Origin of the sequence: Streptomyces sp. NPDC005435 (genome assembly GCF_040703155.1) — a bacterium.
Lineage (GTDB): Bacteria > Actinomycetota > Actinomycetes > Streptomycetales > Streptomycetaceae > Streptomyces.
Genome location: NZ_JBEXEQ010000017.1, coordinates 60,266 through 73,891, shown reverse-complemented (window position 1 = coordinate 73,891; position 13,626 = coordinate 60,266). Strand labels below are relative to the sequence as shown.

The 13,626-nt window shown below is 73.9% G+C and carries 13 protein-coding genes; 6 read left to right on the top strand and 7 right to left on the bottom strand.

Annotated features, from left to right (window positions below; genetic code table 11):
• Window positions 1-55: 55 nt before the first annotated feature.
• Genes AB0898_RS22175 through AB0898_RS22165 form a run of 3 tightly spaced genes read right to left on the bottom strand, consistent with a single transcriptional unit; the run spans window position 56 to window position 3,539 of the window.
• Window positions 56-406 (bottom strand): UBP-type zinc finger domain-containing protein, encoded by a 351-nt coding sequence (locus AB0898_RS22175; protein WP_366804673.1) that lies wholly within the window; start codon window positions 404-406, stop codon window positions 56-58.
• Complete coding sequence (locus tag AB0898_RS22170; RefSeq protein ID WP_366804672.1) at window positions 403-1,866, bottom strand: ATP-binding protein; 1,464 nt, start codon at window positions 1,864-1,866, stop codon at window positions 403-405. The genes AB0898_RS22175 and AB0898_RS22170 overlap by 4 nt, the downstream gene beginning before the upstream one ends.
• Window positions 1,863-3,539, bottom strand: coding sequence for an FAD-dependent oxidoreductase (locus AB0898_RS22165; protein ID WP_366804671.1), 1,677 nt, complete (start codon window positions 3,537-3,539; stop codon window positions 1,863-1,865). The genes AB0898_RS22170 and AB0898_RS22165 overlap by 4 nt, the downstream gene beginning before the upstream one ends.
• A 268-nt stretch (window positions 3,540-3,807) precedes the next feature.
• On the opposite strand from AB0898_RS22165, the gene AB0898_RS22160 reads away from it, so the two are divergent.
• Window positions 3,808-4,686, top strand: a complete 879-nt coding sequence (locus AB0898_RS22160) for a universal stress protein (protein WP_366804670.1) — start codon at window positions 3,808-3,810, stop codon at window positions 4,684-4,686.
• A gap of 13 nt (window positions 4,687-4,699) precedes the next feature.
• Here AB0898_RS22160 and AB0898_RS22155 read toward each other — a convergent pair whose 3' ends face one another.
• The gene (locus tag AB0898_RS22155) at window positions 4,700-5,446 is read right to left on the bottom strand and encodes an MBL fold metallo-hydrolase (RefSeq protein ID WP_366804669.1); all 747 of its coding nucleotides are present in this window, start codon (window positions 5,444-5,446) and stop codon (window positions 4,700-4,702) included.
• A gap of 66 nt (window positions 5,447-5,512) precedes the next feature.
• Window positions 5,513-6,151, bottom strand: coding sequence for an alpha-ketoglutarate-dependent dioxygenase AlkB (locus AB0898_RS22150; RefSeq protein WP_366804668.1), 639 nt, complete (start codon window positions 6,149-6,151; stop codon window positions 5,513-5,515).
• Between the two features lie 115 nt (window positions 6,152-6,266).
• Here AB0898_RS22150 and AB0898_RS22145 point away from each other — a divergent pair, with 115 nt between their 5' ends.
• Together AB0898_RS22145 and AB0898_RS22140 are read left to right on the top strand one after the other, a co-directional pair.
• Window positions 6,267-6,890, top strand: a complete 624-nt coding sequence (locus tag AB0898_RS22145; protein ID WP_366804667.1) for a TetR/AcrR family transcriptional regulator — start codon at window positions 6,267-6,269, stop codon at window positions 6,888-6,890.
• A gap of 27 nt (window positions 6,891-6,917) precedes the next feature.
• Window positions 6,918-8,591, top strand: a complete 1,674-nt coding sequence (locus AB0898_RS22140; RefSeq protein ID WP_366804666.1) for an FAD-binding dehydrogenase — start codon at window positions 6,918-6,920, stop codon at window positions 8,589-8,591.
• Between the two features lie 35 nt (window positions 8,592-8,626).
• Here the strand turns inward: AB0898_RS22140 and AB0898_RS22135 are convergent, their stop codons facing one another.
• On the bottom strand, window positions 8,627-8,977 hold the full coding sequence (locus AB0898_RS22135; protein WP_366804665.1) for a DUF488 family protein: 351 nt from the start codon (window positions 8,975-8,977) through the stop codon (window positions 8,627-8,629).
• Between the two features lie 170 nt (window positions 8,978-9,147).
• Between AB0898_RS22135 and AB0898_RS22130 the strand changes: the two genes are divergently transcribed.
• Complete coding sequence (locus tag AB0898_RS22130) at window positions 9,148-10,581, top strand: M1 family metallopeptidase (RefSeq protein WP_366804664.1); 1,434 nt, start codon at window positions 9,148-9,150, stop codon at window positions 10,579-10,581.
• Window positions 10,582-10,602: 21 nt separating this feature from the next.
• On the opposite strand, the gene AB0898_RS22125 is transcribed toward AB0898_RS22130, so the two are convergent.
• Window positions 10,603-11,487 carry a LysR family transcriptional regulator ArgP gene (locus AB0898_RS22125; protein WP_366804663.1) on the bottom strand — a complete coding sequence of 295 codons (885 nt, stop codon included), beginning with the start codon at window positions 11,485-11,487 and terminating at the stop codon, window positions 10,603-10,605.
• A gap of 77 nt (window positions 11,488-11,564) precedes the next feature.
• Here AB0898_RS22125 and AB0898_RS22120 point away from each other — a divergent pair, with 77 nt between their 5' ends.
• Both AB0898_RS22120 and AB0898_RS22115 read left to right on the top strand, forming a co-directional pair.
• Window positions 11,565-12,182 (top strand): LysE/ArgO family amino acid transporter, encoded by a 618-nt coding sequence (locus AB0898_RS22120; protein WP_366804662.1) that lies wholly within the window; start codon window positions 11,565-11,567, stop codon window positions 12,180-12,182.
• A 123-nt stretch (window positions 12,183-12,305) separates the two neighbouring features.
• A complete protein-coding gene (locus tag AB0898_RS22115; protein WP_366804775.1) occupies window positions 12,306-13,625 on the top strand; it encodes an MFS transporter in 1,320 nt (439 codons plus the stop codon).
• Window position 13,626: the final 1 nt, after the last annotated feature.

The window sequence follows — 13,626 nt, the reverse complement described above, 5'->3', positions numbered from 1 at the left end:
GCGACCGGCTCCCAGTGGCGCGGACGGCAGGTCAGCGAGTGGTGCGGACGGCCCGTCAGCGCAGCGTCTGCGCCCAGTCCGCCGGAACCCGCCCCGCCGGGCCCGGCACCGGCTGGTCGGCCGGATGGCTCTCCGGGGGCGCCAGTTCGGGACCCGAGCTGTAGATCTCGTTCGTGTCGTAGTCCCAGAACCAGCCCTCGCCCGGCTCGTAGCTGCGGATGACCGGGTGCCCGGTCGCCCGGAAGTGGGCGGTGGCGTGTTTGGACGGCGAGTCGTCGCAACAGCCGATGTTGCCGCACTGCGCGCAGCGGCGCAGGTGGAACCACCACCCGCCCGACTTCTCGCACTCCGCGCAGCCCGTACCGCTCGGCGGCACACTCGGGTCGATGGCGTCCTCGGCGCTCATGCTGCCTCCTCGGGGGTCGGTCCGGGCGCCTGGTCGGGCGCCTCGGCGGTCAGCGGAAGGAAGACCTGGAAGCGGGTGTCGCCGGGCACCGACTCGACCTGGAGGGTGCCGTGATGCTTGTCGACGACGATCCGCCGCGAGATGTCCAGGCCGAGCCCGGTGCCCTCACCGGGCGGCTTGGTGGTGAAGAACGGGTCGAAGACGCGCTCGCGCAGCCCGTCCGGGATGCCGGGCCCGGTGTCCCGGATCTCCACCAGCGCCCGGTCGCCGTCTCGTGTGGTGCGCACCGTCAGCCGTCCCGAACCGCCCATGGCGGAGACCGCGTTGTCGACGAGGTTGGTCCACACCTGGTTCAGCTCCGCCGGATAGCCGGGCACCGGCGGCAGCGCGGTGTCGTACTCCCTGACCACCTCGATGTGCGGGCCGATCTTCGCCGACAGCATCAGCAGCGTGCTGTCCAGGAGTTCGCGCACGTCCACCGGCCGGAACGGCGCCCGGTCGAGCTGGGTGTACTGCTTCGCCGCGTCCACCAGGTGCGAGACGCGGGCGGTGGAGTCCTCGATCTCGTTCATCAGCAGCTCGGTCTCGACGGTGGACTCCAGCCAGCCCATCGCCCGGGGCACCACGTCCTCGCCCACCGCCGCCGCGACCTGCTCCAGCCAGTCGGTGTCGAGGCCCGCCTGCGTGAACGTCGGCGCGTACCGCACGGCCTGCTCGACGCCGTGGTCCTCCAGCCAGTCGGCGAGCGCGTCCTCCCGGTCCGCCGCCTCCAGCGGGCCGAGCGACGGCGCCTTCGCGACCCGCTCGGCGGTGCGCTCCTGGACCTCCACCAGGCGGGCCAGCGTCTCGCGGGAGAGCGGGCCTTCGGCGATCAGCGCCAGCTTGTGCCGCATCTTCGCCACCCGCTCGCGCAGCGCGGAGGTCGCCCGCACCGCCGCCGACGCCGGGTTGTTCAGCTCGTGGGTCAGCCCCGCCGACAACGAGCCGAGCGCCAGCAGTCGTTCACGCCGGGCCACCAGCGCCTGGGCGCTCTTCGAGCCGAAGAACAGCCCCTCCAGCAGATGCGTCGCCATCGGGAACCACTCGTGCATCACGGCGGCGAAGGTCGCGGCGGGCAGCACGAAGAAACGGCTCGGCTCGGTCACCCGCATCGAGTTGTTGTACACCTGCCGCACCCGGTCCCCGAGATACGCCTGCATCGCACCCGCGTACACCCCGCGCTGCGCGGTCCGGGTCACCTCCATGTCCTCGGCGCCGACCCGCCGCGACAGCACCACCGTGCCCTCGATCAGCACGTAGAAGCAGGTCGCGGGCTCGCCCTCGGCGTACACCGGACCCGGCTCGAACAGCTCGACCCGGCCCTCGGCGCACAGCCGCCCGAGCTGCGAAGGCGTCAGCCGGTCGAACAGGAACAGGGTGCCGATCTCCCCGGGGCTGCACGGCATGGGGTGTCCGCTCACGACTGCTCCAGATACCGGTGGACGAGCATCACGGCCATCGCGCCCTCTCCCACGGCGGACGCGACCCGCTTGGCCGACTCCGCGCGCACGTCGCCCGCCACGAACACGCCTGGCACATTGGTCTCCAGGTGGTACGGCGGCCGGTCCAGCTCCCAGCCGGGCGGCGGCGTCCCGTCGGGGGTCAGGTCCGGGCCCGCGAGGACGAAACCGCGCGCGTCGCGCAGCACCGTCCCGTCCAGCCAGCCGGTCAGCGGGGCGGCGCCGATGAACACGAACAGCCACTGGGCGTCGGCCTGTTCGGTCTCACCCGTCGCGGTGTCGCGCAGCGTCAGCCGCTCAAGACGGCCCTCGCCGTGCGCGGCCACCACCTCCGTGTGGCCGCGCACCGAGATGTTGGGGGACTCCCCGATCTGCTGGACCAGATAGTGCGACATCGACGCCGACAGATCGGCGCCGCGCACCAGCAGCGTCACCGACTTGGCGACCCGGGAGAGGAACATCGCCGCCTGGCCCGCCGAGTTGGCGCCGCCCACGATGTACACGTCCTGGTCCTGGCAGGAGGCCGCCTCGGTCAGCGCGGAGCCGTAGAACACCCCGCAGCCGGTCAGCTCCGCGCACCCCTCGGCCGCGAGGCGCCGGTACTGCACCCCGGTCGCCAGGATCACGCTGTGCGCCCCGACCGTCGAGCCGTCCGCGAACCGTACGACCCGCGCGGCCCCGCAGACCTCGAGTCCCGTCACCTCGCGCGCGGTCAGGATCTCGGCGCCGAACCGCGCCGCCTGCCGCCGCGCCCGGTCGGTGAGCTGGGCACCGGAGACACCGTCCGGGAAGCCGAGGTAGTTCTCGATCCGGGAACTCTGCCCGGCCTGCCCGCCGGTCGCCGAGCGCTCGACGAGTACGGTCCGCAGCCCCTCCGAGGCGCCGTACACGGCCGCGCCGAGCCCGGCCGGGCCGCCGCCGATCACCACCAGGTCGTAGAAGCCGGCCGTCGGTGTCGTCGCCAGACCCACCCGGGCCGCCAGCTCCGGCGCCTCCGGCTCGACCAGCGCCGAGCCGTCCGGGGTGATCACCAGCGGCAGCCGCCGTCCGTCCTGCCCGGCCGCCGCCAGCAGCCGCCGCCCCTCCGGCTCCTCGGCCGAGTACCAGCGGTAGGGCACCTGGTTGCGGGCCAGGAACTCCCGTACGTCCGAGGAGCGCGCCGACCAGCGGTGGCCCACCACCTTGGTGCTCGGCACCGCCCGGTGATCGCTCGCGTGCCACGCCTCAAGCAGGTCGTCCAGGACCGGGTAGAGCTTCTCCTCCGGCGGGTTCCACGGCTTGAGCAGATAGTGGTCCAGGTCCACCACGTTGATCGCGTCGATGGCCGCGCCGGTGTCCGCGTACGCGGTCAGCAGCACCCGGCGCGCCCACGGGTAGACGTCCATCGCCTCTTCGAGGAACTCGATGCCGTTCATCCGGGGCATCCGGTAGTCGGCCAGCAGCACCGCCACCTGGTCGCCGCGCAGCTTCAGCTCGCGCAGCGCCTCCAGCGCGGACGCGCCGGACTCCGCGCGCACGATCCGGTACGACTCGCCGTAGCGGCGCCTTAGATCGCGGGCGACGGCGCGGGACACGCCCGGGTCGTCGTCCACGGTCAGGATGACCGTACGGGCGGCGTCGGTGGCCTGTGCCATGGGTCTCCGTCCCGAGCGGTCGGCTGCACGGGCTTCCCTGCGGCGGTGGTACGGGTGCGCGGGTGGCGCGGGAGCGGAACACCGCCTTCCGCCCATCGTAGGTGCGGCCGCCCGGCTTCGCCCCGGCGCGGGAGGTCCTCGTCGCGGGTGCGGGGGTGGTGGTCCGTACGGCCCCTTTCTGTGACAAGGTCATGCCCGAGCGCCGCCCGCGCGGACGGCGGCGCGCGGACGCGGTGATGCGGACGCGGTGACGACGAGGAGGCCACGCATGACACGCCCGATCACGGCCGGGGTGGACGGTACGCCGGAGAGCCTGGCGGCGCTGGACTGGGCCGCCAGGGAGGCCGTACGCCGGGGACTGCCGCTGCGCGTGCTGCACGTCTGGCGCCACGCCGAGTCACCCTCGGCGCCCGACCCGGTCGTCCAGCGCGGCTGGGCCGAGACGGCGGCCGCCGAGGCGGTACGCCCCGTCACCGAGCGCCACCCCGCCCTCCACGTGAGCCTGGAGGTGCCCGAGGGCGACCCCGCCGAGACGCTGACGAAGGCAGCCGACGACGCCGAGCTGCTGGTCCTCGGCTCGCGCGGGCACGGCGGCGTGGTCGGCTTCCTGCTCGGCTCGGTGGGCGGCCGGGTGATCGCCGAGGCCGCCCGGCCCGTGGTGCTGGTGCGCGCCGGGGACAAGGCGGCCGCGGAGGCCGCCGGGCGCGAGATCGTCGTGGGCCAGGACGGCACCCCGGAGGACAGCGCCGCCGCGCTCGGCTTCGCCTTCGCGACGGCGGCCGCGCGCGGCGCCACCGTACGCGTCGTCCGCGCCTGGACCCTGCCGCCCGTCTTCGCCTACAGCCCCGCCTCCCTCAAGCTCCTGGACGACGCGGGCGGCCTGGAACCCTACGAGCGCAAGGCCCTCGCCGAGGCGGTACACCCCTGGCGCGAGCGCTACCCCGACGTGTCCGTCTCCGAGCACGTGGAGATGGGCAGCGCGGGGCAGGTCCTGCTGTCCGTCTCCGGGGGAGCCCAGCTGGTCGTGGTCGGCCGCCGGCGCCACCACACCTCGGTGGGCACCCGCATCGGCTCGGTGGCCCACGGGGTCCTCCACCACGCGCCCTGCCCGGTGGCGGTGGTGCCGGGAGCGGCGCCGCGGGAGTGACCTGTCCGCGCCGCTACGCGGCCCGCTCCACCGCGAGTCGGGCCGCCTCCCGGACCGGGCCCCGGTGCACCGGACCGTGCCCCGGCAGCAGCGTGTCGCCGTCCAGGGCGGCGATCAGGTCCAGGGAGTCCACCGCGCGGCGCCGCTCGTGGTGGAAGAAGCCGGCCAGGAGCTGCGGTCCCTTCACCCGGGAGATCGCGTGCCCGGTGACCAGCGCGTCACCGGAGATCACCACGCCCAGGCGCGGCAGATGGTAGACGCAGTGGCCGTCCGTGTGGCCCGGGGTGTGCACCGGGACCGGGTTCCCCGGCAGGTCGAGCGCGCCCTCGGCGGGGAAGGGCTCCGGCTTGGCGACGGGGTGCTGCTCAAGCCCGCCGACCTGGACGAGGTGCGCCGCCCAGGACAGCACACCGGGCCGCCAGGCGTTCCGCACCACGTCCCCCACCGTGGCCTGCTGGAGGAATTCCCGCCGCGCGTGCGGGACTTCGGCCGGGTGCAGCTGAACCGGCGTACCGTACGCGGCCCGCAGGTGCTCCGCCGAGCCCAGATGGTCGTTGTGCGCGTGCGTGATCAGCACGGCGGCCACCGCCTCCGGTGAACTCCCCACCGCCGCGAGGGACTCCAGCAGCCCCGCGCGGTCGCCCGGGTACCCGGTGTCCACCAGGGTCACCGCGTCCCCGTCCTTGAGGATCACCCAGTTGGTGTGATGACCGTGCACCAGGTAGGTGCCGTCGGCCACTTGGTGTACTTCCGCGCTCATCCGCTCCTCGTCCCCTCGCCGTCGAACCGTCGGTGACAGCCAAGCAGACCCGGCGCGGTAGACGCGTCAGCGCACCCCGTGCGGACGGAACTGCACACTGATCCGGGGCCCCGCCGCGCGGGCGGTCTTCGGTACGCAGTGCTCCCAGGTGCGCTGGCAGGAGCCGCCCATCACGATCAGATCGCCGTGCCCCAGCGGCCGCCGTACCGTGGCCGCCGCGCCGCCACCGCCGTCGGCCGGGCGCAGCAGCAGGTCCCGGGGCGCGCCCACGGAGAGGATCGCGACCATGGTGTCCGCCCGCGCCCCGCGCCCGATCCGGTCGCCGTGCCAGGCCACGCTGTCGCGCCCGTCGCGGTAGAAGCACAGCCCGGCGGTCGTGAACGGCTCGCCCAGTTCGGGCGCGTAGTGCGCGGTGAGCGCGGAGCGGGCCTCGTCGAGCACGGGGTGGGGGAGTGGATCGCGCTGCTGGTAGAAGGCGAGCAGCCGGGGCACGGCCACCACGTTGTCGTACATCTTCCGCCGCTCCTCCCGCCAGGGGACCTCGGCGGCGAGCCGCTCGAACAGCGCGTCCGCGCCGCTCAGCCAGCCCGGCAGGACGTCGATCCAGGCACCCGCCCCGAGTTCGGTACGGCGCAGCCCGGCCAGTGGACCGAGCCGGAGTTCGTCGGTCTGGTCGAACAGGGAGCCCTGGAGGTGCGTGGACATGGGGACAGCGTACTCCCGAATCGAATATATGTTCCCTTCATTGGATCGTGGTGCAGGACTCTTTCGATACGGCGATGTATCGAATACATTCGTGTATCGAACGGAGGTGGCCACCATGACGGACGGCCCCGGCGCCCCCCGCGTCACCAGACGCCGGGCCAGGACCCGCGCCGACCTGCTCGCCGCCGCCTTCGCGGTGTTCGCGGCCAAGGGGTTCGGGCGGGTCTCCATCGAGGAGGTCTGCGAGGCGGCCGGGTACAGCCGGGGCGCCTTCTACTCCAACTTCGCCACCCTGGACGAGCTGTTCTTCGCCCTGTACCAGGAGCGCGCCGACCTCATCGCCGCCCAGGTCGCCGGCGCCCTCGCCCAGGACGGCCCCGGACTCGACGTGCCCGCCTGCGTCGACCGCGTCACCGAGGTGCTGCTGCTCGACGTGGACTGGCTGCTGGTGAAGACCGACTTCCTGGTGCACGCGGCCCGCGACCCCGGCACCGCCCGCGCTCTCCTCGCCCACCGCGCCCGGCTGCGCGAGGCCGTCGCCGAGCGTCTGCGCCGGGCCCGTGACCTCGCCGTCCTGCCCGCCGTGCTCGGTGACGCCGACGGCGCGGCCCACGCGGTGGTCGCCGCCTACGACGGCGTCACCACCCAGCTCCTCCTGGACAAGGACGTGCCCGCCGCACGCGCCTGGCTCAAACAGCTCCTCACGGCTCTGCTGACCGACGGCAGCCGGACCTCCTGACCCACCCGACGGAAGGACACGCACACCATGGACGCGGACGCGATAGTCGTCGGAGCGGGCCTCGCCGGCCTGGTCGCCGCCCACGAACTCACCAGCCGGGGACGGAAGGTGGCCCTCCTCGACCAGGAGAACGCCGCCAACCTCGGCGGCCAGGCGTACTGGTCCTTCGGCGGGCTCTTCCTGGTCGACTCGCCCGAACAGCGCCGCCTCGGCGTCAAGGACTCCCTCGACCTCGCCTGGAACGACTGGCAGGGCAGCGCGCAGTTCGACCGCACCGAGGACGAGGACTCCTGGGCGGTGCGCTGGGCCCGCGCCTACGTCGAGTTCGCGGCCGGGGAGAAGCGCCCCTGGCTGCGCGGCCACGGCATCGAGCTGCTGCCCACCGTCGGCTGGGCCGAGCGCGGCGACCTGCGCGCGGACGGCCACGGCAACTCCGTACCCCGCTTCCACATCGCCTGGGGCACCGGCACCGGCGTGGTCGAACCCTTCGTCCGCTACGCCCGCGAGGCCGCGCGGGACGGACTCCTCACCTTCCACCACCGCCACCGCGTGGACGAACTCCTCGTCCAGGACGGCGCGGTGCGCGGAGTACGGGGCACCCTGCTCGCCCCCGACGACTCCCCGCGCGGTGTCGCCTCCAGCCGCGAGGCCGCCGGCGACTTCGAGCTGACCGCCGGCGCCGTGATCGTCACCAGCGGCGGCATCGGCGCCGACCACGACCTGGTCCGCCGGTACTGGCCCGAACGGCTCGGCACGCCCCCCGCGAAGATGGTCACCGGCGTCCCCGCCTACGTCGACGGCCGGATGCTCGACATCACCGCCGGGGCGGGTGCGCGCCTGGTCAACCGCGACCGGATGTGGCACTACACCGAGGGCATCGCCAACTGGAACCCCGTCTGGCCCGGCCACGGCATCCGCATCCTGCCCGGCCCCTCCTCCATCTGGCTCGACGCGCTCGGCCGCCGTCTGCCCGACCCCTGCCTGCCCGGCTACGACACGCTCGGCACCCTGCGCCATCTGCGCACCACCGAGGACATCGCCGGGTACGACCACTCCTGGTTCGTCCTCACCCGGAAGATCGTGGAGAAGGAGTTCGCGCTCTCCGGCTCCGAGCAGAACCCCGACATCACCGCCAAGGACCGCAAGGCCGTGCTGCGCGACCGGCTGCTCGGCAAGGGCGCGCCCGGACCCGTGCAGGCCTTCCTCGACCACGGCGCCGACTTCGTCACCGCCCGCACCCTGGAGGACCTGGTCGGCAAGATGAACGGCCTCACCGGCAAGTCCCTCCTGGACCCCGCCGAGGTACGCCGCCAGATCGAGGCCCGCGACCTCCAGCTCGCCAACCCCTACAGCAAGGACTCCCAGATCCAGGGCATCCGCAACGCCCGCCGCTACATCGGCGACCGCCTGGGCCGCGTCGCCACCCCGCACCGCATCCTCGACCCCGAGGCGGGCCCGCTCATCGGCGTACGGCTCAGCGTGCTCACCCGCAAGACCCTCGGCGGCATCCAGACCGACCTGGACTCCCGCGCCCTCGGCCCGGACGGCACCCCGGTCGGCGGTCTGTACGCGGCCGGCGAGGTCGCCGGGTTCGGCGGCGGCGGGGTCCACGGCTACAACGCGCTGGAGGGCACCTTCCTCGGCGGCTGCCTCTTCTCGGGGCGCGCGGCGGGACGGGCGGCGGCGAAGGAGACGGCCTGAGACCCCCAGGGCCGAAGCTCCATTCCCGAGGCGTCTCAGTGCTGCTGGAGCAGCTCCAGCAGCACCTCCGCCTGACTGCTCTCCGTGTGCTTCGTCGCCGTGAGCAGCGTGACCGGGCCCTCGCGGACCGACTTCCTGAGGCCGTCGAGCGCGGCGGCGGCCTCGGGAGCGGTCAGCTCCCGCTCGTAGCGGCGCCGGAACTCGTCGAAGGAGCCGCCGTGGTGGTACCAGCGGCGCAGCTCCGTCGACGGGGTCAGCGCCTTGGGCCATTCGTCCAAGTGGGCCTCCTCCTTGGAGACCCCGCGCGGCCACAGCCGGTCGACCAGCACCCGCAGTCCGTCGTCCGGCTCCGGCGGGTCGTAGATCCGGCGCACACGCACGCTCATGACCGGGCTCCCTCAGGTCGGCGGGGGACGCGTCCTGCGAGCGTACTGCGGGCGCCCCGGGGCCGCCGTACGGAGCACAGCGCGTGACGTGACCCGCGCCGGGGCGAAACCGCCGGGTCCCCGCCCTACGCTGTGGACGAAGCGATCATCGCCGGACCCGAGGAGCGCACGTGAGGTCACCCCGCAGAGCCGCCGCCCGACGCACCACGGTCCTCAGCCGCGAGGCGGTCCTGCTCACCGTGCCCGCCGTGGTCGCGGCCCTGCTCGGCGCCGCCGCGCCCGCCGGGTCCGCCGGGTCCGCGAAGCCCGGCGCGCCGGGCGCGGGCGACGCCTACTTCCCGCTCAGCGGCAACGGCGGCTACGACGTGAGCCATTACGACCTCACCCTCCGCTACGACATCGCCTCCCGGCACCTGGACGGCAAGGCCGTTCTCACCGCCCGCGCGACCCAGAACCTCGGCCGCTTCGACCTCGACCTCAAGGGCCTGGGCGTCACCGGCGTCACCGTGGACGGCGCCGCCGCCCGCTTCACCCGCGACGGCCAGGAACTCGTCGTCACCCCGCGCCGCGCCCCGCGCAAGGGCCGGGAGTTCCGCGTCACCGTCACCTACCGGGGCACGCCGAAGCCCGTCAGCGACCCGGACGGCTCACCCGACGGCTGGATCCCCACCGACGACGGCGCCTTCGTCGCGAACGAGCCCCAGGGCGCCATGACCTGGTTCCCCTCGAACAGCCACCCCGAGGACAAGGCGTCGTACGACTTCACGGTCACCGTGCCCAAGGGCTACACGGCCGTCGCCAACGGCGTCCTGCGCGGACAGAGCACCGCCCACGGCCTGACCACCTTCCGCTGGCACGCGGCCGAGCCCATGGCCGCCTATCTGGCCACCGCCACCGTCGGAAAGTTCCGGACCGAGAGCTACACGACCCGCGACGGCCTGAGGGTGTACAACGCCGTCGACGCCCGCGAGGCCGAGAAGGCCGCCCCCGTCCTCAAGAAGCTGCCCTCCGTCCTGGAGTGGGAGAGCAGGCTCTTCGGCCCGTACCCCTTCCGCGCGGCGGGCTCCATCGTGGACCACGCGCCGAGCGTCGGCTACGCCCTGGAGACCCAGACCCGGCCCGTCTACGACTCCGCGCCCGACCTCTCCACCCTCGTCCACGAGAACGCCCACCAGTGGTTCGGCGACTCCGTCTCGCTGACGAGCTGGAAGGACATCTGGCTCAACGAGGGCTTCGCCAGCTACGCCGAGTGGCTCTACAGCGAACAGCACGGCGGCGCGAGCGCCCAGAAGACCTTCGACACGCTCTACGCCCGCCCGGCCAAGGACGGCCTGTGGGCCTACCCGCCCGGCGACCCCGGCAGCGGCAGGAACATCTTCGGCACTCCCGTGTACGCGCGCGGCGCCATGGCCCTGCACGAACTGCGCCGGGCCGTCGGCGACAAGACGTTCTTCCGCATCCTGCGCGCCTGGGCCGGCGCCCACCGCGACGGGCACGGCACCACCGCCGAGTTCATCCGGCTGGCGCAGCGGGAGTCCGGCAAGGACGTGGGCCCGCTGCTGCGCACCTGGCTGTACGCGAAGGGCAAGCCCGCGCACGCCTGAACACGTCCGAGGCGTGCGCGGTCACTTTCGCAGCGCGGCCGCCGCCGTCTCGGTGACCGCGTCCGCGAGGGCGGCCAGGGCGGGGGAGTCCAGCTTCCACTGCTGCCAGTAGAGGGTCACGTCCACCCAGGCGCCCGGCGCCAGCGGCACCAGGCTGCCGTCGGCCAGCAGCGGCAGCGCCTGCGGCTCCGGGATCAGGCCCCAGCCGAGCCCCGCGACGACCGCCTGGAGGAACCCCTCCGAGGTCGGGATGCGGTGGCGCAGCGTGGCCGCCCCGGTGCCGCCGAGCGAGCGCACGAAGCCGTCCTGGAGCCGGTCCTTGAGATCGAAGGTCACCACCGGGACCTCGGTGAGCGCCTCGGCGAGCGGCCCCTCGGGCAGCCGGGCCGCGAACTCCGGTGCGGCGGCCGGGAGATAGCGCAGCCGGCCGAGCGGGCGCACCGAGCAGCCCGGCACCGGGTCGGGCGCGGTGGTCACCGCCGCCATCACCAGGCCCTCGCGCAGCAGCGCCGCCGTGTGGCCCTCGTCCTCCCGGTGCAGCTCGAAGCAGAGCCCGGTCACCCGGGTCAGCGCGCCGAAGAACCAGGTGGCCAGCGAGTCCGCGTTCACCGCGACCGACACGCGCGCGGGCTCCCCGGCCCCGCTCAGACCCAGCTCGCGCCGCGTGTCCTGCTCAAGGCGGGCCAGCTGGCGGGCGTAGCGCACCAGCACCGCGCCCGACTCGGTCGGCCGTACCGGCTTGGTCCGCTGGAGCAGGACCCGGCCGGTGCGCTGCTCCAGCGCCTTGACCCGCTGGCTCACCGCCGACGGCGTCACGTGCAGCGCGGCGGCCGCCGCGTCGAAGGTGCCCTCGTCCACCACGGCCAGCAGCGTCCGCACCTGGTCCAGGGGGAGGTCCGGCATCATGAAGACATCACGAGAGCTAAGGATACGTAAGAATCTTTAGCTGTACGCGCGGTGATCCGTTGCCTAGCGTCGAGGGCATGAACCACGCACTGGCCGCCGCGGCCGCCGGATTCGGTACCGGCCTCTCCCTGATCGTCGCCATCGGCGCCCAGAACGCCTTCGTCCTGCGCCAGGGGATACGCCGCGACGCGATCCTCGCCGTGATCGGCATCTGCGCGCTGTCCGACGCCGTGCTGATCGCGCTCGGTGTCGGCGGCATCGGCGCCCTGGTGACCGCGTGGCCGGACGCGGTGCGCGCCGTGGGCGTCGTCGGCGGGCTGTTCCTCATCGGGTACGGCGTCCTGGCCGCCCGCCGGGTCCTGAGGCCCGGCGGCACCGGGCTGCGCGCCGAGGGCGACGCGGCCGGCTCGCGCCGGCGCGCGGTGCTCACCTGTCTCGCGCTGACCTGGCTCAACCCCCACGTCTATCTCGACACCGTCTTCCTGCTCGGCTCGCTCGCCGCCGACCGGGGCCCGCTGCGCTGGACCTTCGGGCTCGGCGCGGCCGTCGCCAGCCTGTGCTGGTTCGCCGCCCTCGGCCTCGGCGCCCGGCTGCTCGGCCGCGTCCTGGCCCGGCCCGCCGCCTGGCGCGTGCTCGACGGCGTCATCGCCGCCACGATGCTCGCCCTCGGCGCGGCCCTGCTCGCCGGGTACTGAGCCCGCCCGGGGCGGTATCCGGCCGGATCGCGAAACGGGTTCGGCCACAGGCGGGAGTTGCTGCGATAGTGAGGCCCGAATCGAAAGATGTATCGAGCAACGGATCGAGTGACCAGGAACCCCGTGGACACGAGCGAGAGCAGCAGCACCGACCCCGGCACCGCCACCACCCCGCCCGCCGGGACCGCGCCCGCCGATCCGCCGCCCCGGCGCGGCTGGCGCCGCTGGGCCATGGACACCCGGCCCCTGCGCATCCCGGCGTACCGGCGCCTGTGGACGTCGACCATCGTCACCGCCGTCGGCAGCCAGCTCACCGCCGTCGCCGTACCCAAGCAGATCTACGACATCACCCACTCCTCCGCCTGGGTCGGCTACGCGAGCCTCGCGGGCCTGGTGCCCATGGTGGCCTTCGCGCTGTGGGGCGGCGCCGTCGCGGACACCGTGGACCGGCGCAAGCTGATGCTCGTCACCAACACCGGCATCGCCGTCACCTCGCTGCTCTTCTGGGTCCAGGCGTTCGCCGGACTCGACTCCGTGGCCGTGCTGATGGTGCTGCTCGCCGCCCAGCAGGCCTTCTTCGGGCTCAACTCCCCGGCCCGCAGCGCCTCCGTGGCCCGGCTGGTCCCGGAGTCGGAGCTGCCCGCCGCCAACGCGCTCGGCACCACCGTCATGCAGACCGGCCTCGTCGCGGGCCCGCTGCTCGCCGGTGTCCTGATCCCGGTCGTCGGCCTGCCCGAGCTGTATCTGATCGACGCCCTCGCGCTGTGCGTCACCGTGTGGGCCGTCTTCCGGCTCCCCGCGCTGCCGCCGCTCGGCGGGACGGCCGCGCGCCGGGCCGGGGTGCGCGAGATCGCCGCCGGGTTCCGGTACATCGCCGGGCACAAGGTGCTCCTGATGTCCTTCCTCGCCGACATCATCGCCATGGTCTTCGGCATGCCCCGGGCGCTGTTCCCGGAGATGGCCGCCGAGACCTACGCCTCCTGGGGCTCGGGCTTCGCGCTCGGCCTGCTCTTCGCGGCCGTACCCGTAGGCGCCGTGCTCGGCGGGCTGTTCTCCGGCGTGTTCTCCCGGGCGCGCTCCCACGGCTGGATGGTCATCGGTGCCGTCGTCGCCTGGGGCGCGGCCATCGCCGGGTTCGGGCTGAGCGGCAACCTGTGGGTGGCCGTCGCCTTCCTGGCCGCCGCGGGCGTGGCCGACATGGTCTCCATGGTCTTCCGGGGCGCCATCCTGCTCTCCGCCGCCACCGACGAGATGCGCGGCCGGATGCAGGGCGTGTTCACCGTGGTCGTCGCCGGCGGCCCGCGCCTCGCGGACGTGCTGCACGGTACGGCGGGCGCCGCCTTCGGCACCCGGGCCGCCGTGGCGGGCGGCGGCGCGCTGGTCGTGGCCGTGATGCTGGTCCTGGCCGCCGCCGTCCCCGCGCTGCGCCGCTACCGCGTCTGAG

Excerpts from the sequence above, each read along its gene's own strand:
- AB0898_RS22175 (WP_366804673.1), bottom strand. The coding sequence starts at position 406 with ATGAGCGCCGAGGACGCCATCGACCCGAGTGTGCCGCCGAGCGGTACG.
- AB0898_RS22165 (WP_366804671.1), bottom strand. The coding sequence starts at position 3,539 with ATGGCACAGGCCACCGACGCCGCCCGTACGGTCATCCTGACCGTGGAC.
- AB0898_RS22160 (WP_366804670.1), top strand. The coding sequence starts at position 3,808 with ATGACACGCCCGATCACGGCCGGGGTGGACGGTACGCCGGAGAGCCTG.
- AB0898_RS22155 (WP_366804669.1), bottom strand. The coding sequence starts at position 5,446 with ATGAGCGCGGAAGTACACCAAGTGGCCGACGGCACCTACCTGGTGCAC.
- AB0898_RS22150 (WP_366804668.1), bottom strand. The coding sequence starts at position 6,151 with ATGTCCACGCACCTCCAGGGCTCCCTGTTCGACCAGACCGACGAACTC.
- AB0898_RS22145 (WP_366804667.1), top strand. The coding sequence starts at position 6,267 with ATGACGGACGGCCCCGGCGCCCCCCGCGTCACCAGACGCCGGGCCAGG.
- AB0898_RS22140 (WP_366804666.1), top strand. The coding sequence starts at position 6,918 with ATGGACGCGGACGCGATAGTCGTCGGAGCGGGCCTCGCCGGCCTGGTC.
- AB0898_RS22135 (WP_366804665.1), bottom strand. The coding sequence starts at position 8,977 with ATGAGCGTGCGTGTGCGCCGGATCTACGACCCGCCGGAGCCGGACGAC.
- AB0898_RS22125 (WP_366804663.1), bottom strand. The coding sequence starts at position 11,487 with ATGATGCCGGACCTCCCCCTGGACCAGGTGCGGACGCTGCTGGCCGTG.
- AB0898_RS22120 (WP_366804662.1), top strand. The coding sequence starts at position 11,565 with ATGAACCACGCACTGGCCGCCGCGGCCGCCGGATTCGGTACCGGCCTC.